The organism is Anaerostipes faecalis (genome assembly GCF_018982945.1).
Classification (GTDB): Bacteria; Bacillota; Clostridia; order Lachnospirales; family Lachnospiraceae; genus Anaerostipes; species Anaerostipes faecalis.
The window spans coordinates 69691-88240 of the sequence record NZ_JABRXE010000002.1 but is presented as its reverse complement, the minus strand read 5'-3'; the positions used below and the strand labels follow the sequence as shown (position 1 = coordinate 88240).

General features: G+C 35.7%; 14 protein-coding genes, 4 tRNA genes and 1 other annotated feature. Of the genes, 16 read left to right on the top strand and 2 right to left on the bottom strand.

Annotated features, from left to right (window positions below):
- The first annotated feature begins 74 nt into the window (after positions 1–74).
- Both KTB61_RS03400 and KTB61_RS03395 read left to right on the top strand, forming a co-directional pair.
- Entirely contained in the window at positions 75–374 is a 300-nt protein-coding gene (locus KTB61_RS03400) for a DUF6514 family protein (protein ID WP_075760406.1), read from the top strand.
- On the top strand, positions 355–1011 hold the full coding sequence (locus KTB61_RS03395; RefSeq protein WP_075760407.1) for a YigZ family protein: 657 nt from the start codon (positions 355–357) through the stop codon (positions 1009–1011). Before KTB61_RS03400 ends, KTB61_RS03395 begins: the two co-directional genes overlap by 20 nt.
- 205 nt (positions 1012–1216) lie before the next feature.
- Here KTB61_RS03395 and KTB61_RS03390 read toward each other — a convergent pair whose 3' ends face one another.
- Complete coding sequence (locus KTB61_RS03390; protein ID WP_143249389.1) at positions 1217–2875, bottom strand: 2-isopropylmalate synthase; 1659 nt, start codon at positions 2873–2875, stop codon at positions 1217–1219.
- 126 nt (positions 2876–3001) lie between these two features.
- Positions 3002–3243: a binding site (T-box leader), on the bottom strand.
- Between the two features lie 260 nt (positions 3244–3503).
- Between KTB61_RS03390 and KTB61_RS03385 the strand changes: the two genes are divergently transcribed.
- The 12 genes from KTB61_RS03385 to KTB61_RS03330 all read left to right on the top strand — a co-directional run bounded on the left by KTB61_RS03385 (position 3504) and on the right by KTB61_RS03330 (position 10984).
- Positions 3504–3788: a hypothetical protein gene (locus KTB61_RS03385; RefSeq protein WP_216696800.1), complete on the top strand. Its 285-nt coding sequence runs from the start codon at positions 3504–3506 to the stop codon at positions 3786–3788.
- A gap of 45 nt (positions 3789–3833) precedes the next feature.
- Positions 3834–3904, top strand: a tRNA-Gln gene (locus tag KTB61_RS03380).
- 6 nt (positions 3905–3910) lie between these two features.
- Positions 3911–3983: transfer RNA gene (locus tag KTB61_RS03375), tRNA-Lys, on the top strand.
- A 20-nt stretch (positions 3984–4003) separates the two neighbouring features.
- Positions 4004–4074, top strand: a tRNA-Gln gene (locus KTB61_RS03370).
- A 6-nt stretch (positions 4075–4080) separates the two neighbouring features.
- Positions 4081–4153 (top strand) — tRNA-Lys (locus tag KTB61_RS03365).
- A 330-nt stretch (positions 4154–4483) separates the two neighbouring features.
- Positions 4484–5644 (top strand): pyridoxal phosphate-dependent aminotransferase, encoded by a 1161-nt coding sequence (locus KTB61_RS03360; RefSeq protein ID WP_075760410.1) that lies wholly within the window; start codon positions 4484–4486, stop codon positions 5642–5644.
- Between the two features lies 1 nt (position 5645).
- On the top strand, positions 5646–6485 hold the full coding sequence (locus KTB61_RS03355; protein WP_075760411.1) for a MetQ/NlpA family ABC transporter substrate-binding protein: 840 nt from the start codon (positions 5646–5648) through the stop codon (positions 6483–6485).
- Between the two features lie 20 nt (positions 6486–6505).
- Positions 6506–7345 (top strand): MetQ/NlpA family ABC transporter substrate-binding protein, encoded by an 840-nt coding sequence (locus KTB61_RS03350; protein WP_075760412.1) that lies wholly within the window; start codon positions 6506–6508, stop codon positions 7343–7345.
- A 23-nt stretch (positions 7346–7368) separates the two neighbouring features.
- The gene (locus KTB61_RS03345) at positions 7369–8379 is read left to right on the top strand and encodes a methionine ABC transporter ATP-binding protein (protein ID WP_216696799.1); all 1011 of its coding nucleotides are present in this window, start codon (positions 7369–7371) and stop codon (positions 8377–8379) included.
- A gap of 1 nt (position 8380) precedes the next feature.
- On the top strand, positions 8381–9043 hold the full coding sequence (locus KTB61_RS03340; protein WP_216696798.1) for a methionine ABC transporter permease: 663 nt from the start codon (positions 8381–8383) through the stop codon (positions 9041–9043).
- A gap of 12 nt (positions 9044–9055) precedes the next feature.
- A complete protein-coding gene (locus tag KTB61_RS03335; protein WP_330656302.1) occupies positions 9056–10420 on the top strand; it encodes an FAD-binding oxidoreductase in 1365 nt (454 codons plus the stop codon).
- A gap of 69 nt (positions 10421–10489) precedes the next feature.
- The gene (locus KTB61_RS03330) at positions 10490–10984 is read left to right on the top strand and encodes a ubiquinone biosynthesis protein (protein WP_216696797.1); all 495 of its coding nucleotides are present in this window, start codon (positions 10490–10492) and stop codon (positions 10982–10984) included.
- A gap of 27 nt (positions 10985–11011) precedes the next feature.
- On the opposite strand, the gene KTB61_RS03325 is transcribed toward KTB61_RS03330, so the two are convergent.
- Positions 11012–11443: a hypothetical protein gene (locus KTB61_RS03325; protein ID WP_075760416.1), complete on the bottom strand. Its 432-nt coding sequence runs from the start codon at positions 11441–11443 to the stop codon at positions 11012–11014.
- A gap of 111 nt (positions 11444–11554) precedes the next feature.
- Between KTB61_RS03325 and KTB61_RS03320 the strand changes: the two genes are divergently transcribed.
- Both KTB61_RS03320 and addA read left to right on the top strand, forming a co-directional pair.
- Positions 11555–14893 (top strand): PD-(D/E)XK nuclease family protein, encoded by a 3339-nt coding sequence (locus KTB61_RS03320; protein ID WP_216696796.1) that lies wholly within the window; start codon positions 11555–11557, stop codon positions 14891–14893.
- Positions 14859–18416 (top strand): helicase-exonuclease AddAB subunit AddA, encoded by a 3558-nt coding sequence (gene addA / locus KTB61_RS03315; protein WP_216696795.1) that lies wholly within the window; start codon positions 14859–14861, stop codon positions 18414–18416. The genes KTB61_RS03320 and addA overlap by 35 nt, the downstream gene beginning before the upstream one ends.
- Positions 18417–18550: the final 134 nt, after the last annotated feature.

The following is an 18550-nucleotide window of genomic DNA, read 5'->3' as shown; positions in this document are numbered from 1 at the left end:
GCGCTATTTATTATATCAGATAACAATATTTAAGTAAACTAAAGGAAAATAACAAAAGAGGAAGGAGTATAAAAATGAAAAAGAAATTAAAAGGGAAAAACCAGATAACAGGTGACAGAATGCAGGAATTTATAGTATCCTATTATTTAATGGAAGATAACAATGAAGAAGTTTATGGAATATCTTTGGAAAAATCTCAAGAAGGAACAGATTATATTGAGGTGGAGGAAATACCAAAGATTTCATATTCTTTGCAGCTTGTGGAAAAAGTGGTTGTATTGCTGATGAAATATCAGGTTACTCCGATTTCACTGGCTGAAGCTGTAGATACTATATTGTTAATGGAGGAGATGGATGGAAAAACAGTCCTATAAAGCCGTATATGAAGGCGGTGAAGCAGAAATTGTAGAAAAAAAATCGCGATTTATCGCACATGTTGCGCCAGCAAAAACAGAAGAAGAGGCTCTGGAATTTATTGAAAAAATAAAAAAGCAGTACTGGGATGCCAGACATAATTGTACGGCATATTGCATAGGGGTTAAACAGCCTGTACTTCGATGCAGTGATGATGGAGAACCTAGCGGGACTGCCGGAAAGCCTATATTGGAAGTAATACAGGGAGAGGAACTTCACAATGTGGTAATCGTTGTTACAAGATATTTTGGGGGAACATTACTTGGAACAGGAGGACTGATTCGTGCATATACAAAAAGTACACAGGAGGGAATCAGGAACAGTAAGATTATCACAAAAAAACTGGGACAGAAAATGCAAATACAATGTGATTATACAATGTCTGGGAAGATTCAGTATCTGATATCCACTGAGCAGATACCTCTTCTTGGAACGGATTATACAGAAGTTGTTGATTTTGAATTGATGATTCCTGTGGAACAGATAGAAAGAATAAAAAAACAGTTTATTGAAGTATCCAGCGGGAAAATAACAATCATTGAAAAGGAAAAAGAATTTTTTGCAGAAATTGATGGGCAGGTAAAAATTTTAGAATAATAGTTTTTTGCGGGCTTTCGTTATTTCATTGGGAAAAACCTTTTTTTTAAGAAAAAGGGAAGAAAAAAACTACTAAAATTTCAATCAGATATTTGTTAAAAAATACTAGAAAATACAATCTGGAAAAAAATAGAAAAAGGAAGTGAAATCAGAATGAATTCACTTCCTTTTGTTTTACTGTAATAATTTTTATCAAATAATTGTATTAGTTGCTTAACCTGTTTACAGCACTGATCAAAGCGAGAACAGAGGCTGTGATGATATCTTCATGAATTCCTGCACCCCAGGTAATAGTTCCGTTTGGTTCCTGGATGGCAACATAAGCACATGCCTGGGAGTTGGATCCAACATTTAAAGCATGTTCCTGATATGTGACGATAGAATAATTCATATCACTATGGCGTTTTAATGCATTGCTGACAGCATCAAGGCGGCCATTACCCTTTCCATGGTAAAGTTTTGGAATTCCAGCTTTATCAAGTGAGATTTCTGTTTCAATACCTCCATCTTTTTGAACAAAATGAACTTCTTTCAGTTTGCATGGAGAATCGACATTTACATATACATTTTTAAAGACTTTTAAGATATCTCGAGGAACCAGTTCCTGATGACGTTTGTCTGATACATCTTTTACGGTGTAACCTACATCTTCCCGCATCTTTCCAGGAATATGGAAGCCAAAGTTTTCTTCCAGAACATAACTGATTCCACCTTTTCCAGACTGACTGTTAATGCGAATAACATCACTTTCGTATTCACGACCGATATCTTTTGGATCGATTGGAAGATATGGAATATCCCAGTGATCAGGATGCTGTTCATCTCTCCAGTGCATACCTTTGGCAATAGCATCCTGATGTGAACCGGAAAATGCTGCAAATACAAGCTGTCCTGAATATGGCTGACGTTCATATACATTCATTCGTGTTAAACGTTCATAAGCTTTTGTTAATTCTGGAAGATTAGAGAAATCCAGCTCTGGATCAACGCCATGTGTGTACATGTTTAATGCAACTGTGATAATATCTACATTTCCAGTACGTTCACCATTTCCAAATAATGTTCCTTCCACACGGTCTGCACCAGCAAGTAATGCCAGCTCGGTATCTGCTACACCACATCCGCGATCGTTATGTGGATGTAAGGATAATACAACATTCTCGCGGTATTTCATATGTTTGCTCATATATTCAATCTGGCTTGCGTATACGTGAGGCATAGATAACTGAACAGTAACAGGAAGGTTAATGATAACTTTCCAGTCTGGACGAGGTTGCCAGATATCCAAAACAGCATTACATACATCCAGTGCATAATCAATTTCTGTTCCTGTAAAGCTTTCTGGAGAATATTCAAATAAGAAGTTACCTTCTGTTTCATCAGCCAGACGTTTTAATAATTTTGCTCCATCGGTAGCAATCTTAAGGATTTCATCTTTGGATTTTTTAAAAACCTGTTCCCTCTGGGCAACAGAAGTTGAATTGTATACGTGAACAATAGCCTTTTTTGCACCTTCCAGTGCTTTGAAGGTCTTCTTGATAATGTGTTCTCGTGCCTGGGTTAAAACCTGGATAGTTACATCATCAGGAATCAGATCCTGTTCGATCAATGTTCTTAAAAATGTATATTCAGTTTCAGAAGCGGCAGGAAAACCAACTTCTATTTCTTTGAAACCGATTTTTACAAGATATTTAAAAAATTCGATTTTCTCATCCAGGCTCATTGGAATGATCAGTGCCTGGTTTCCATCTCGTAAATCAACACTGCACCAGGTAGGGGCTTTTGTAATATATTCTTTGGATGCCCACTCCATAGATGGTTCTGGTGGCATAAAATATTGTCTCTGATATTTCTTTGGGTTCATATGAATGAATCTCCTTTCTTATAATAAAATCTCATAAAAGATGGATAAAGGAATTACACAGATGATTTATGTAAAGTTATAAAATCCTGTGATGCAAAAAAAAACTTCGAATCTAATCCCCACAGGGATAGAGACGAAGAAAATTCCGTGGTACCACTCTATTTCACACAATCTTAGTGTGCACTCATTACCGATACGGGTTCTAAGACCGATATCTCTCCAATGTAACGGTTGGGACCGGCAATACCTACTGTCAGTTCAGCATGCTACTCAAAGGCGAGTTCAAATATCTTCTGCAACTGCTTTACACCAGCCAGCAGCTCTCTGTATACTTAGGATATTCTACTATTCCTTATCCATGTATTTAATATTATTTCGTTAATGACAATCTAACACAATTCAATGTATGTGTCAACATACAAAATTATACTTTCAAGGCTTTTTTTCTATGGGATATTTGTGATACAGTAAAAATACAAAAATTGATGAAAAGAAATAATGAAGGGGGATAATGATGCATTTCTGGGAATATCTGAAAAAACAAGAATCTTCAGAAGAATATGAAAAGGCAAAGAATAGAATATCAGAGATTCACAATGGAAGGGATAGTCTCTCCTATATAAATCAGATGTATCCAATAAAAGATGATACCGGAGAAATGCTGGTTGAATTTGTGAAAGGAAAACATTTAGTAAATCAAGAGGGAAAAATATATGATTGTAATGGAGAAATTTCTGGTAAAATCATAATAAAAGAAATATTGGTTGGAGAGAATGAGGATAGGGTAAAATGGTCAGAAACAGGGGAAAATGGAAAAATTATCTTCTGTTATGAGGAACCTGTAAACGCGAATTTCTGGAGAGCTCAATATCTTTTGACTAAAAAAATAAAAAAAATTGAAAAAAACTGTTGACATATATCATATTGTCATGGTAATATAAACGAGCTGTCAAGTTAATGGGGTATCGCCAAGTGGTAAGGCCCAGGATTCTGACTCCTGTACCGCTGGTTCGAATCCAGCTACCCCAGTTTCTCGGGTGTGTAGCTCAGGTGGTAGAGCACTTGACTTTTAATCAAGTTGTCCGGGGTTCGAATCCCCGCACGCTCACTTTTGACAGCATAATATAATGGGGTATCGCCAAGTGGTAAGGCCCAGGATTCTGACTCCTGTACCGCTGGTTCGAATCCAGCTACCCCAGTTTCTCGGGTGTGTAGCTCAGGTGGTAGAGCACTTGACTTTTAATCAAGTTGTCCGGGGTTCGAATCCCCGCACGCTCATTTTTTTATAAAGCTATAGTACTGATATGAATCGGTATTATAGCTTTTTTTGTTATATAGGAAGTTCAAAGGAATTTCCTATGTAACAAAAAAGTTCCGTGTGGATGTGCAATGAAATATAATTAAATTATCAGGTATTGAAAAAAACTATAGCCTGTTAAAGATTACATGTATTATACAAAAACCTAGTAGTCTGATATGATTTAGGAAGTCTAAAAACGGACTTCCTTTTTTCGTGAGGAATGATGGAATACAGATATTCCGGAATTATTTTGTGAAACAAGGAAAGTTTATTGTAAAAGATATGGGAAGGAAAGAGGAGGAAGTTATATGCAACAGCTTAGTAAATCACTGGATGGTTTTGGAGAATCTGTAATTCGGAAGATGACAAGAATATCAACAGAAGATACCATCAACCTGGCACAGGGATTTCCGGATTTTGACCCGCCAAAAGAACTTCTGGATGCTTTGAAAGAAACTGCAGACTATGGACCGCATCAGTATGAAATCACATGGGGATCTAAATTATTCCGAAATAATCTGGCAAAGAAACAGTCCAGACGGATGGGATTTGATATTAATCCGGAAGAAGAAATTGTAGTAACCTGTGGTTCTACAGAAGCAATGATGGTGGCCATGGAGACGGTCTGTGAACCTGGAGATGAAGTTATTATTTTTTCTCCGTTTTATGAAAACTATACAGCTGATACAATTTTATGTGGTGCAAAACCCATTTATGTACCTTTAAATCCACCGGATTTTTGCTTTGACAAGGATGTACTCAGAGAAGCATTTGAAAGAAGACCGAAGGCACTGATTCTTTGTCATCCATCAAATCCTACAGGAAAAGTGTTTAATAGAGAAGAACTTAATTATATGGCACAATTATCCGAAGAATTTGATACATATGTGATTACTGATGAAGTGTATGAGCATATTGTATATGAGCCAAATGAATATATTTATTTTGCCAGTCTTCCGCGAATGCGCCAGCGAACAATCTGTTGCAGTTCGCTTTCGAAAACTTATTCCATTACAGGATGGAGACTTGGTTATGTTATTGCACCAAAGGAGATTATTGATGTGTGTAAAAAGGTACATGACTTTCTGACGGTTGGAGCAGCAGCACCTCTTCAAAAGGCGGCAGCCGTAGGATTGGAATTTGATGATTCCTATTATACACGGTTTCGAGAAATGTACACACAAAAGAGAGATTTATTTTTAAATGGACTAAAGGAGATTGGTTTAAGATATTATGAACCGCAAGGTGCTTATTATGTTTTAGTTGATATTTCAAAATTTGGATTTGACAGCGATATGGAATTTTGTGAATGGATGATTAGAGAAATCGGCGTTGCCGCAGTTCCAGGATCCAGTTTCTTTAAAGAAAATGTAAATAACTATGTGCGGTTCCATTTTGCAAAAAAAGAGGAAACACTAAAAGAGGCAATCAGAAGATTGAAAAAATTGAAAGATTATGAGGTGAAATAAAATGAAAAAATTATGGAAAAAAGCGTTAGCGATTGTATTATCAGGAACATTTATTACTGGAGCATTGACAGGATGTGGAGTGAAAAAAGAAGACAGTTCAGAAAAAGAAACAAAAAGGATTGTAGTTGGAGCTAGTCCATCTCCCCATGCAGATATTTTAAAGGTTGCAAAAAAACAGCTGAAAAAAGAAGGATACGAACTGGTAATTAAAGAATATTCTGATTATGTTCAGCCAAATACTGCATTGGAAGCAGGGGATTTAGATGCAAACTATTTTCAGCATAAACCATATTTAGATGATTTCAATAAACAAAAGAAAACACACATTGTATCTGCAGGTGTTATCCACTATGAACCGTTTGGCATTTTTCCTGGAAAGATAAAATCATTAAAAGATTTAAAAGAAGGATCAGTTGTAGCGGTACCAAATGATACAACCAATGAGGCAAGGGCATTATTGCTTTTAGAGGCACAGGGACTGATTAAATTAAAGGATGGTGCTGCATTAACTGCAACGAAAAAAGATATTGTAGAAAATAAAAAAAATCTGGAAATCAAAGAACTGGAAGCAGCACAGATACCAAGATCCTTAAAAGATGTTGATATTGCTGTTGTAAATGGAAACTATGCATTAGAGGCTGATCTGGAAGTAAATAAAGATGCTTTGGCAGTGGAAGATGCGGATTCACTTGGAGCAAAAACTTATGGAAATATTGTTGCTGTTAAAAAGGGAAATGAGAAAAGTGATGCAACAAAAGCATTAGTAAAAGCTTTAAAAAGTGATGAAGTAAAAGATTACATTGAAAAAAATTATAATGGTGCAGTTGTTCCATTATTCTAAGGAAAAAGGAGGAAAATAAAATGAAATCATTGAAAAAAATATTGGGAGTTGTTATTATTGGGATATTGGCAATTAGTGCATTAACCGGGTGTGGAAATAAAAAAGAAACAAAGGATATCACTATTGGAGTTTGCGCCGGACCTTATGGAGAAATGGTAAAACAGGCAATATCACCAATTCTTGAGGAAAAAGGCTATAAAGTGAAAGTAACAGAATTTAGTGATTATGTTCTTCCGGATAAAGCATTGGCAAATGGAGAAATTGATGCTAACTTAATGCAGCATACAGTTTATCTGGAAAAATTTGCATCAGACAATAAACTTGATATCAAAAAAGTTATCAGTGTTCCTACAGCTGGAGCAGGAATTTTCTCAAATAGTATTAAATCTTTAAAAGATCTGAAAAATGGAGATACAGTAGGAATTCCTAATGATCCATCAAATCTGGCAAGAGCTTTAGGTATTCTTGCAAAAGAGAATGTGATAACATTAAAGAGTGGAATTGATGACACAAAGGCTACAGAAAATGATATAGCATCCAATCCAAAGAATTTGAAGTTTAAAACACTGGATGCAGCACAGATTTCAAGAAATCTGGATAGTCTTGCAATTGGAGTAATTCCTGGAAATTATGCATATGCAGCCAATCTTGATTTTGGAGATGCACTGGCAGTTGAGACACTGGCAGAAGGATATAAAAATGTAATTGCAGTAAAAGGTGATGATATTGACAGTCAGCTTGGAAAAGATTTGAAATCAGCAGTTGAGTCCAAAGAATTTTATGAGGCAATTACAAAAAAGGACAGTAAATTTAAAGACTTTCAGAAACCGGAATGGTGGATTGAAAAATATGGAAAATAGTTGACAAGAAAGGGTGGAAAGACGTGATTGAATTAAAGAATATTGATGTAACTTTTCAACAAAATAAACACGATTTTAAAGCGGTAAAGGATGTTAGCCTTACAATCGAAAAGGGAGAAATCTTTGGGATTGTTGGACCAAGTGGGGCTGGGAAAAGTACATTGGTGCGTGTGATCAATCTTTTGCAGCAGCCTTCAAAAGGACAGGTATTTATAGAAGGAAAAGAAATTACAAATTTAAATCGTAAAGAGCTAAGGAAAGTCAGATTAAATATAGGTATGATTTTTCAGCACTTTAATTTAATCAGTGGTTCTACCATTGCAGAAAATGTTGCTTTTTCACTTTATGCCAATAATTATCCAAAGGATAAAATTCCAGAAAGAGTGAAAGAACTTCTGGAGATGGTACATTTACCAGAAAAAGCAAATGCATATCCTGCAAATTTAAGTGGAGGACAAAAACAGAGAGTTGCAATTGCCAGAGCACTGGCAAATAATCCGGAGATTCTTCTCTGTGATGAAGCAACTTCTGCATTGGACCTTGAAAACACAGAAGAAATTGTAGATTTATTAAAAGAAATTAATGAAAAAACAAAAATTACCATTGTATTTATTACCCATGAAATGGAAGTTGCGAAAAAATTATTTGATCGTATTGCATTTATGGAACAGGGTGAGCTGAAAGAAGTAACAGATATATATTCAGCATTTACAGAGCCTAAATCATCAATTGCAAAAAGTCTTGTAGAAAGAGTTCTTAATGTAAATGTTCCAGAGGCATTATCAATAAGTGATAATGAAACTTTGATTCGTTTAAGCTATACAGGTGATGATTCTTATGATCCTGTCATAAGTATGGCATCAAAGAATTATGATATTACAGTGGATATTATCAATGGAAAAGTAGATTATATTCATGATAAGCCATTTGGTGTGTTAATCGTTATTTTAAGAGGATCTGGCGAAGAACGGAAAAAAGCGTTGGAATATATTCAGAAAAATGTTTACAGACTTGAAATTTTAGGAGGAAATTAAGATGAATGAGACAATTGAAATAATTGAATCTGAGTTTGCTCAGGCAGCACTGGAAACTTTTCAGATGGTGCTGATTTCTATGATCGCTGCTGCAATTGTTGGAACTATCATAGGGCTGGTACTTCATTTAACATCAAACCCATTGTTCTTTAAAAATAAAATCATAAATGGAATTGCAGGAACCATTATTAATATCATTCGTTCTATGCCATTTATTATTTTGATTATTGTGTTGATTCCTGTAACAAGGATTCTTGTTGGAACATCCATTGGAGCGCTTGCGGCATCAGTATCATTATCTATTGCGTCTATTGCATTTTTTGCAAGACTGGTTGAAGGTGTCTTTAGTGAAGTGGATAAAGGAGTTATTGAGGCAGCTGTTTCCACAGGTGCAAGTACATGGCTGATTATCCGTAAAGTTTTGTTTGTAGAGGCAAAACCAGCATTGATCCGTGCTCTGACAGTTACCTTTGTCAGCATTATAGGATATTCTGCTATGGCGGGTGCTGTCGGTGGAGGAGGAATCGGTAATCTGGCAATTATGTATGGATATAACCGTTACCAGACAGGTGTTTTACTATTTACGGTTATTGTATTAATAATTATCGTTCAGCTCGGACAGTGGATTGGGGATAAAATTGCATTGGCATTTACCAGAAAATAAAGGATGATGACAATGAACCGATTATATGACATTATAAAAGACCCTAAACGTGTTATTTTAGAAAATATTGAAGAAAAGTATTTGACAGATACTCTTGGAAGAGTCGCCGGAACTGCACAGGCATTGGTTTTTCCGAAGACTACAGATGAAGTAAGCAAAATTATGAAATATGCATATGAAAATGATATACCTGTTACACCAAGAGGAGCGGGAACAAATTTGGTTGGCTCTACAGTACCATTGGAAGGTGGAATTGTACTGGATGTATCTCAAATGGATCAGATTCTGGAAATTGATAAAGAAACATTTACGGCAACTGTTGAACCAGGAGTCGTCTTAAAAGATTTTCAGGCTGCTGTTGAAAAAGAAGGATTATTTTACCCTCCGGATCCAGGAGAAAAGACAGCAACTATTGGTGGAAATATCAGCACAAACGCAGGAGGAATGCGTGCGGTAAAATATGGAGTTACCAGAGATTATGTTCGAAGTCTTGAAATCGTACTGCCAGATGGACAGGTAATGACAGCAGGTACAAAAACAGTAAAGGATAGTTCCGGTCTGCCATTAAAGCATTTGATTATCGGATCAGAAGGAACTTTGGGGATTATCACAAAAGCAGTGGTAAAACTTATTGTAAAACCACAGATTTCTATAGGAGTTCTTTTGCCTTTTGCAGATCTGAAGACAGGAATCCATGCAGTATTAAATGTAATTCGTGGAAATGTAGATCCTACGGCAATAGAATTTGTAGAGAAAAAAGTAATTGCATTGGGGGAAGAATATACAGGATTGTCATTTCCTTATCCAAAGGCGAAAGCTTATATTATTTTAACATTGGATGGAGATAACAAAGGCGAGATTCTAAAAAGAATTGATAAAATAAGAGATATTGCAAAAAATAACGGGGCACTGGATACATTAGTTCTGGAGGATCCCCGAATTCAAGATACTGTATGGCAGATTCGTGGATGTCTGGTAAAAGCAGTAGAAGCAAAATCAGAGCAGATTCCTGTAGACATTGTAGTTCCTATTGATAAATCAGCAGAATTTATTGATTATGTAAATCATTTGGAAGAGAAAACTGGTGTTACAATGGTAAGTTTTGGACATGCCGGTGATGGAAATGTTCATTTATGTGTTGTCCGTGGTAATCGCAACGATGAGGAATGGGAGCAGATAAGCAGCAAGGTTATGGAAAAAATTTATGATAAAAGTCATGAATTAGGTGGACTGACATCGGGAGAACATGGTATAGGTATCAGTAAAAAAACGTATTTTCTGAAGGCAACACCATCTGTAAATCTTCAAATAATGAAACAGATCAAATCAGCAATAGATCCTAAAAATTTATTAAATCCAAAAAAAGTTTTCCAATAGCTTATATTTTCTATTTCTTTGGAAACAATAGTTTTATAAATTATTGTTGAGAAGAAAAGGAGAATCTACATGAAAAAGAATATTTGGACTTTATGTATGGCGGCGGTCATGATTTTGGGAACTTCTATTTTGTTCACTGGATGTGGAAATAATAATAATAATAATACAACGGGAAATGCATCAGGAAATGCATCAGGAAATGCATCTGCAGATGCTACTGATAATGACAGTCTGGCAGATGACGTTGGAGATGCTGCAGATGATATTGCAGATGGAGCCCAGGATGCGGTTGATGACGTTGCAAATGGTTTTAGTGACTACGGTGATGCCAGAGACTATCTATTAAATCGATTGGGAAGAGATAATACAGATGGACAGTATGAAGTCCGGAATGAATCACAGGATGTAACAGAGTATAAAAGCGGTGCAAAAGGATATCATTTTGAAATATATGATACTTCTGATGATTCTGGGAAAAAATATGGAGATTTCTATATAGATAAGGATACTGGGAAAATTTATAAGAAAAACACAGATACAAATAAGGTTGAAGAATACAAATAAGAAATTAAAAAACAAGCGCAGGATTATTTATTCCTGCGCTTGTTTTAATGCGTTTTTGATGGCCTGTTTTAATATGGTATTTGTATACTGGTTTTGTTTTTCAAATTTAATATTATCAATATTTTTTATTTTTGGAAGCTGTTTGTTAATTTCTTCCAGGGATGGTTCCACTAAAGGATACATGGTTTTAATGGATTTATTTAAATGTTTCAGAGTAACAGATTGTGGTTTTTGGTTTTTAACAGTAACTCGTAATTCCAGTTCATTTTCCCCTAGTTTTAGTGGCGAGGTATAGGTTCCATCTATGTAGCCGGAAGTTTGTTTGGTCTTTTTTTGTTCTTTTGATGGTATAAACATAAAAATCAGTAAAAGAATCAGCAGGATTCCCAGAACGACGAAAATCCCTGTATAAATCAGTTCTCTTGCCTTAAATACGACAATTTTCGTTTTTGATGACATAATTTCCTCCCAAAAAGATTCTTCTATAATATATGAGGTATTTTTTTTTCTTAGAACACATTATTGAGGAAATGTAGTATAATTGTCAAAAGCAAAGAACCGGAGGAAAATATGTCATTACAATTTATTCTTGGATCTGCAAGATCTGGAAAAACAAATTATATATATGAAAAGATGATCAGAGAATCGATAGAACATCCGGAACAGGAATTCTTTTTTATTGTACCTGATCAGTCTACGTTAAATGCCCAAAAAGAACTGGTAACACGACATCCTGCTCATGGAACAATGAATATTGATGTGGTAGGTTTTTTTCGTCTTGCATATAGAATATTTGAGGAATTATCCTATGTGCCTGAGCAGTTGTTAGAAGACGAAGGAAAATCTATGGTCATCCGAAAGGTAATGGAGAAACATAAAAAGGAGTTGAAAGTATTTGGTTCCAGTATGGGAAAACAGGGATTTATTGATGAATTAAAATCTTTTTTCTCTGAAATGTACCAGTATGATATTGAAAAAAAAGAGCTGGAGCAGGCGATGGATATAATACAAAAGCCAGGACTTCAGGCAAAAATGGATGATATTCTTTTGATAATGGATTCTTTTGAAAATTATATAGGAGAGAGATATCTCATATCTGAACAGCTGTTAGATGTGCTTGCAAAAAAAATGAAGGAATCCAAAAAGCTCAGGAATGCAATTTTCTATCTTGATGGATTTACAGGGTTTACACCAATTCAGCGAAAAGTTATCAGACAGTTAATGGAGCTGGGTAAGCAGGTGAATATTTCATTTACAATAGACGCTAAAGATGTATCAACTCCATATAGGGAATATGAGCTATTTGCTATGTCTAAATATGAAAAGCAACAGCTGATTGAGATTGCGAGACAGACTCGGACAATTGTAAAACCAGATATACTGTGTTACCCAGACAAACAGGGTTCACCTGAATTACGTTTTATGGAACAGAATCTGTTTCGATATCCATATGGGGTATTTCCGGAGCAAACAAAAGATATTCAGATTCAAAGAGCTGTGAATCCAAGAGCAGAGAGCAGGATGGTTGCCCATCAGCTTGAACGGCTGATACGGGAAGAAAATTATCAATATAAAGATATCATAGTTTTGACAGCAGATCTGGAAAATTATCAAAGTGAACTGGAAAGAAGTTTTCAGGATTTGAAGATACCGTATTTTGTGGATGTGAATAGAAAGTTACAAAATAATCCATGTATTGAGACAATTTTATCTGCATTGAAAATGATACAGATGGATTTTTCTTATGAAATGGTATTTCGTTATTTAAAATCCGGCTTTTCATGTTTGTCCATGGAAGATGCAGATTTGCTTGAAAATTATGTAATTGCCACAGGGATCCGAGGATATACAAAATGGAACCGGCCATTTAAGTCAAAAGCTTTTGAAGAAGATGAGTTACAGAGGATTGAAGCCTGCCGGCAGGAATTTATAAAGGAAATTAAACCGTTAAAAGAAGGAGTTAAGAAAAGAGGGAGTACGGTACTTGATAAACTGACATGTCTGTATGAATTTTTTGAAAGACTTCAGCTGGAAGAGAAAATGAAAGAACAGCAGAAAATTTTTGAAGAAAGGGGAGAAATTGCCCAGGCAAAAACCAGCGAGAAGATTTTTGGTCAGATACTGGATCTTATGGATCAGATGGCAGACATTTTGGGAGAAGAAAAACTTTCTTATGATGATTTCTTAAGTGTGCTGGAAAGTGGAATGGAAGAAATGACGGTTGGGGTTATTCCGCCAAGCCTGGATCAGGTTTTAATTGGAGATATGGAACGAACAAGGGCAGAGGGAGTTAAAGTTCTGTTTTTCCTTGGAATCAATGATGGAATCATTCCTAAGCAGTCTCAAGGCGGAGGAGTTGTCAGCGATGATCAGAGAGAAATTCTTAGAAATCAAGGCATTATGCTGGCCCCTACTGCGAAAATGTCAGCATATACGGAACAGTTCTATTTATATCTGGCATTGTCTAAACCATCAGAAAAATTGTATTTATCTTATTGTATGATGAATGCTTCAGGAGAGAATCGACAGCCTTCTTATGTACTGGAACGTGTTCGCAAAATTTTCCCTGAAATTTCACTCTATGAGGATGAGAGTGTTCCAGAAGAAAGTTTTTCAGTGGAAGAAGCAACGGATCATTTGGTTTGGTTGTTACAGCAGGATACCGATGATGAAACATTTCAGGAGTTACAGACACTTTACTTTGCATTGGATGATTTTGCCCCTGCAGTTTCTTATATTGACGCAAAGTTCTACCAGAATGAGGCATTACCGATCAGCCAGGAACTTGTAAAGAAACTTTATGGAGATACACTTTCTGGAAGTGTTACCCGAATGGAAAAATTTGCTGGATGTGCCTTTTCTCATTTTATGCAGTATGGGTTGAGATTAAAAGAACGGTTAAAGCATGAAATATTACCGGTGGATATGGGTCAGGTATTTCACAAAACCATGGAACTGGTTGGGAAACGGACGGATTGGAAATTTGCAGATGATGCATCAAGAGATTCATTTGTAGATAAGATAGTAGAAGAAGCCGTATCAGATGTTCAAGGGGAAATTCTTCACAGTACCAGTCGAAATGAATATTTGCTGGATCGAATGAAAAGAATATCAAGAAGAGCAGTCTGGGTTATGGAAACCTATATCCAAAGAGGGGAATTTACACCAGAGGAATATGAGATAGCATTTTCTGAGCAAAATCATCTCGAATCTATGCGGTTTACACTGGATGATGGAGGAAAAATGACCTTCTCTGGAGTGGTAGACCGGATGGACAGCATTGAGGACAGTGAAAATAAATATATAAAGATTATTGATTATAAGTCTGGAAAAATGAAATTTGACTTTGCAAAAATATTTCATGGACTTCAAATGCAGCTGATTATTTATATGAATGCCATGCTAGAGCTGGAAGAGAAGAAAAATAATAAAAGGATTTTACCGGCAGGAATGTTTTATTTTCATCTGGATGATCCTATTGTGGAAGAAAAAGATCCTGAAGAAGCAAAAGTGCAGTTATTAAAATCAATGAAGATGAGCGGAATTGTCAATGAAGATTATAATCTGATTCCTCAGATGGAAAATCCAGGAGAGGAAGGATTTCTTTCATTACCTGTAACTGCCACAAAAAATGGATATAGTAAAAATTCTTCTGTTTTAAATACTAATCAGATGATAACCCTGGGAGGTATTGTTGAAAATAAAATGAAAGAACTTGGGAATTCTCTGATGAAAGGAGAAGTATCCATCCGACCTTATGAATATAATGGAACTATGCCGTGTACCTATTGCAGTTTTCGAAATATTTGCGCATATGAATCAGGTGTAGATCCTGTAAATAAAATTGATAAAATGTCACTGGAGGAGGGAAAGTATGCCTTGGACAAAGGAACAACAAAAGGTTATTGATCAGAGGGATGCCGATATTTTAGTGTCCGCGGCAGCAGGATCAGGAAAAACAGCGGTTCTTGTTGAGAGAATCATACAAAAAATTACAGATGAGGCTCATCCGTTGGATGTGGATAAGCTTCTTGTAGTGACATTTACGAAAGCTGCAGCAGGTGAAATGAGGGAAAGAATTGCCAGAGCATTGGAGTTAAAGGTGCAGGAACATCCTGAAAATGCTCATTATATCAGACAGCTTTCTTTAATACATAAAGCACAGATAACCACGATTCACAGCTTTTGCATGGAATTGATCCGTGATTATTTTTATGTGATTGGAATGGATCCGGGAATGTCTCCTGGGGACGAAGGCCAGTTATCTCTTTTGCGGGAGCAGGTATTGGATGAAATACTGGAAGAAGCTTATGGAAAACGTGAAGATGGATTTATCAAGCTGATAGAGTCTTATTCTCCAGGAAAAAAAGATGATGTGATCAGTCAGTATATCTGGAAATTATATTTAAATGCAAGGAGTCATGTACAGCCTGAAAAATGGCTGGATGAAGCAAGACGCAATATTTCGGTGAAAACATTGGAGGAATTTAGGGAAGCCCCTTTTGTGAAGATTATTTTGACAGATGCAAAGAATATTATAGAAAGTGCAGGAAGAATGATCAGGGAAGCAAAAGAGCTTGCATTACAGGAAGGAGGACCATACTTTTATTTAAAAACACTGGATCAGGATTCAGAAATTATAGAAAATATGACAGAGGCAGAAGGGATTTCTGATTTATGCAATCAGTTTATGAATATGAAAAAACCTCGTTTAAGTGGCAGAAAGAAAAAAACAGATCAGATTATTCCAGAGCTTCAGGAACAATGTAAAGAACTTAGAAATAGGGCATATAAATTAATTGTAGATATACAGGCTTCTTACTTTTATCAGGAAGAAAAAGAACTTTTTAGAGAACTGCGTGTTTTAAGAGAACCTTTAGAAGCATTAATTGATTTAACGGAGCGGTTTTTGGAAAGATATTCTCAGCGAAAGTCCGATGAGAATTTAATGGATTTTGATGATATGGAACATTTTGCTCTGCAACTATTAATTGATCATTTTGACGAAGATGGACAACCTGTACCAAGTCAGATAGCAAGGGAGAAAGCCGAATCATATGAAGAAATATATATAGATGAATATCAGGACAGTAATTTTATTCAGGATGCCATTCTTCGAAGTGTTTCAAAGGAATTCTCCGGTGGACACAATATGTTTATGGTTGGAGATGTAAAGCAGAGTATTTACAGTTTTCGTCTGGCCAGACCAGATTTATTTTTGGGGAAATATTATAATTATCAGAGATGGGATGAACAGTATCAGCTGATTGAGTTGCAAAATAATTTTCGAAGCCGCAAGGAAGTTCTTAATTTTGTAAATAGTATTTTTTATCAGATTATGCATGAAAGTCTTGGGAATATTGAATATACCAAAGAGGTATCACTGGTACCTACCATGTCTTTCCCGGAAACAGAAAATATTTTGCCGGAAATTCTTTTGGTGGATTCAAAAGAGGTAAAAGAAGCGGAAGATGATGCTGTAACCATTGAAGCTAAGATGATCGGAGCCAAAATTAAAGAGATGGTAGATGGAGAGCATCCTTATATGGTGACTTGTGAAGATGAAGAAGGAAATCGTGTACTCCGTAAAGCTGAATATGGTGATATAGTAATTCTTCTTCGATCCATGAAAGGAAATGCAGAAATTATTCAGAAAGAATTAATGAATGCAGGAGTTCCGGCGTTTTGTAATAGTGAAAAAGGTTATTTTGACACAGTTGAAATTCGAACTTTACTGAGTTTGCTGTCTGTTGTAGATAATATTTATTTGGATATTGATCTGGCAGCAGTACTTCGTTCACCAATGATCGGCATGTCGGAAGAAGAACTGGGATTGGTCAAGGCAGATGGAGGAGAAAAGTATTTATATGATTCTCTGGTAAATGTACGAACATCCATGAAGAAGGCTGAGAAAACATTGGAACTGCTGGATAAACTAAGAGATGCAAAAACATATTTAAGATTAACAGAACTGATATGGATGGCACTGGATGAGACAGGATATTATCATTATGCCGGAGCTATGCCTCAAGGAAAAAAACGTCAGGGAAATATTTTAATGTTAATTGAGCAGGCAAAAGGATTTGAAACCAATCAGATGAAAGGATTGTTTCATTTTATACGATTTATGGAACAATGCCAGGAATATGATATGGATTTTGGAGAAGCCAATACTCTGGGAGAAGAACAAAATCTAGTGCATATTTCCAGTATTCATAAAAGTAAAGGATTGGAGTATCCTATTGTTTTTGTATCAAAAATTCATCAGAAATTTAATCTAAGAGACAGCAGTGGAAGTTTGATTTTTCATCCTGATTATTATATTGGTGCAGATATAATAGATCCAGTGTTAAGAACAAAAGGAACTACCGTTTTAAAAAGCATGATTCGACGGCAAATGTTAAAAGACTCACTGGGAGAAGAGTTAAGGGTACTTTATGTAGCTATGACCCGAGCAAAGGAAAAACTCATTTTAACCGGAATAAAAAAGAGAGATATTGACTGGTCAAAAAATGGGATGGTTTCTTATGTTGATTTGTTCACAGGCAGTTCATACATGGATTGGATTTTCTGCGCTCTTCCATATATTTCTGAAGATGATTTTGAGATTAAGATATATTCAATGGAAGCACTGACCTGGATGCATGAAATGAAGGAAATTGATAAAAAAATAGAAAAACAAAAGTTTATGGAAAACCTTTTATCTGATAAACCTGAACAAGCTATCCGGAAAATGAAACAGAATTTTTTATATGAATATGAGAATAATCCGGAAACAACAGGACAGTTGAAATATTCTGTGTCTGAAATAAAAAGGATGAGCCAGCAGGCAGACCAGGAAGAACGGATATTTAAAAGAATCTGTGAAGATGAAAAAAAGGTTCCTAAATTTATAAAAAAAGACCAAAAGGTTTCTTCGGCATCCAGAGGGACAGTGATTCATAAAGTCTTTGAATTGCTAGACTTTGCTAAAAAATATACAAAAGAAGAATTGGATGTGCAGATTAGTCAATGGATTCATAAAAAGATAATAGATCAAAATTATGACTCTGTGATTGATCGTAATGAAATTATGGCATTTTTAGACTCGGATTTGGGAAGAAGAGTCAGAGAAGCGGCAAAAAGAAATCATGTATTTAAAGAGAAACAATTTGTTATGGGAATTCCTTTTTCTAAAATGAATCCTGAAAGTACGGGTGATTCCTATGTAGTAGTTCAGGGAATAATAGACCTTTATTTTGAAGAAGACGATGAACTGATTTTGGTAGACTATAAAACCGATAGGATTCCAAAAGGACAGGAAAAGATTTTGGTTGACAGATATCAAAGCCAATTGGATTACTATAAAAGGGCACTGGAGCAGACTACAGGCAAAACGGTGAAAGAATGTTGTATTTATGCAGTAGGGCTGAAAAAAATCATTAATTTATAATTTTAGGGTCATCAGAGGATTGTGATTAGGCAGATGAATGGATAGGTCTGTTTTGGAGATGCTATGGATGTTACCTGTTTTTATCTCGTTGGAGAAGACTCCCACTTCTATAAGTGGTGAGTAAAGGATAAATT

What these genes read in the sequence shown, in the direction of transcription:
- KTB61_RS03350 (WP_075760412.1), top strand. Translation starts at nt 6,506, where the DNA reads ATGAAATCATTGAAAAAAATATTGGGAGTTGTTATTATTGGGATATTG.
- KTB61_RS03335 (WP_330656302.1), top strand. Translation starts at nt 9,056, where the DNA reads ATGAACCGATTATATGACATTATAAAAGACCCTAAACGTGTTATTTTA.
- KTB61_RS03330 (WP_216696797.1), top strand. Translation starts at nt 10,490, where the DNA reads ATGAAAAAGAATATTTGGACTTTATGTATGGCGGCGGTCATGATTTTG.
- KTB61_RS03340 (WP_216696798.1), top strand. Translation starts at nt 8,381, where the DNA reads ATGAATGAGACAATTGAAATAATTGAATCTGAGTTTGCTCAGGCAGCA.
- KTB61_RS03325 (WP_075760416.1), bottom strand. Translation starts at nt 11,443, where the DNA reads ATGTCATCAAAAACGAAAATTGTCGTATTTAAGGCAAGAGAACTGATT.
- KTB61_RS03320 (WP_216696796.1), top strand. Translation starts at nt 11,555, where the DNA reads ATGTCATTACAATTTATTCTTGGATCTGCAAGATCTGGAAAAACAAAT.
- KTB61_RS03360 (WP_075760410.1), top strand. Translation starts at nt 4,484, where the DNA reads ATGCAACAGCTTAGTAAATCACTGGATGGTTTTGGAGAATCTGTAATT.
- KTB61_RS03395 (WP_075760407.1), top strand. Translation starts at nt 355, where the DNA reads ATGGAAAAACAGTCCTATAAAGCCGTATATGAAGGCGGTGAAGCAGAA.
- KTB61_RS03385 (WP_216696800.1), top strand. Translation starts at nt 3,504, where the DNA reads ATGTATCCAATAAAAGATGATACCGGAGAAATGCTGGTTGAATTTGTG.
- KTB61_RS03390 (WP_143249389.1), bottom strand. Translation starts at nt 2,875, where the DNA reads ATGAACCCAAAGAAATATCAGAGACAATATTTTATGCCACCAGAACCA.
- addA (WP_216696795.1), top strand. Translation starts at nt 14,859, where the DNA reads ATGCCTTGGACAAAGGAACAACAAAAGGTTATTGATCAGAGGGATGCC.
- KTB61_RS03355 (WP_075760411.1), top strand. Translation starts at nt 5,646, where the DNA reads ATGAAAAAATTATGGAAAAAAGCGTTAGCGATTGTATTATCAGGAACA.
- KTB61_RS03400 (WP_075760406.1), top strand. Translation starts at nt 75, where the DNA reads ATGAAAAAGAAATTAAAAGGGAAAAACCAGATAACAGGTGACAGAATG.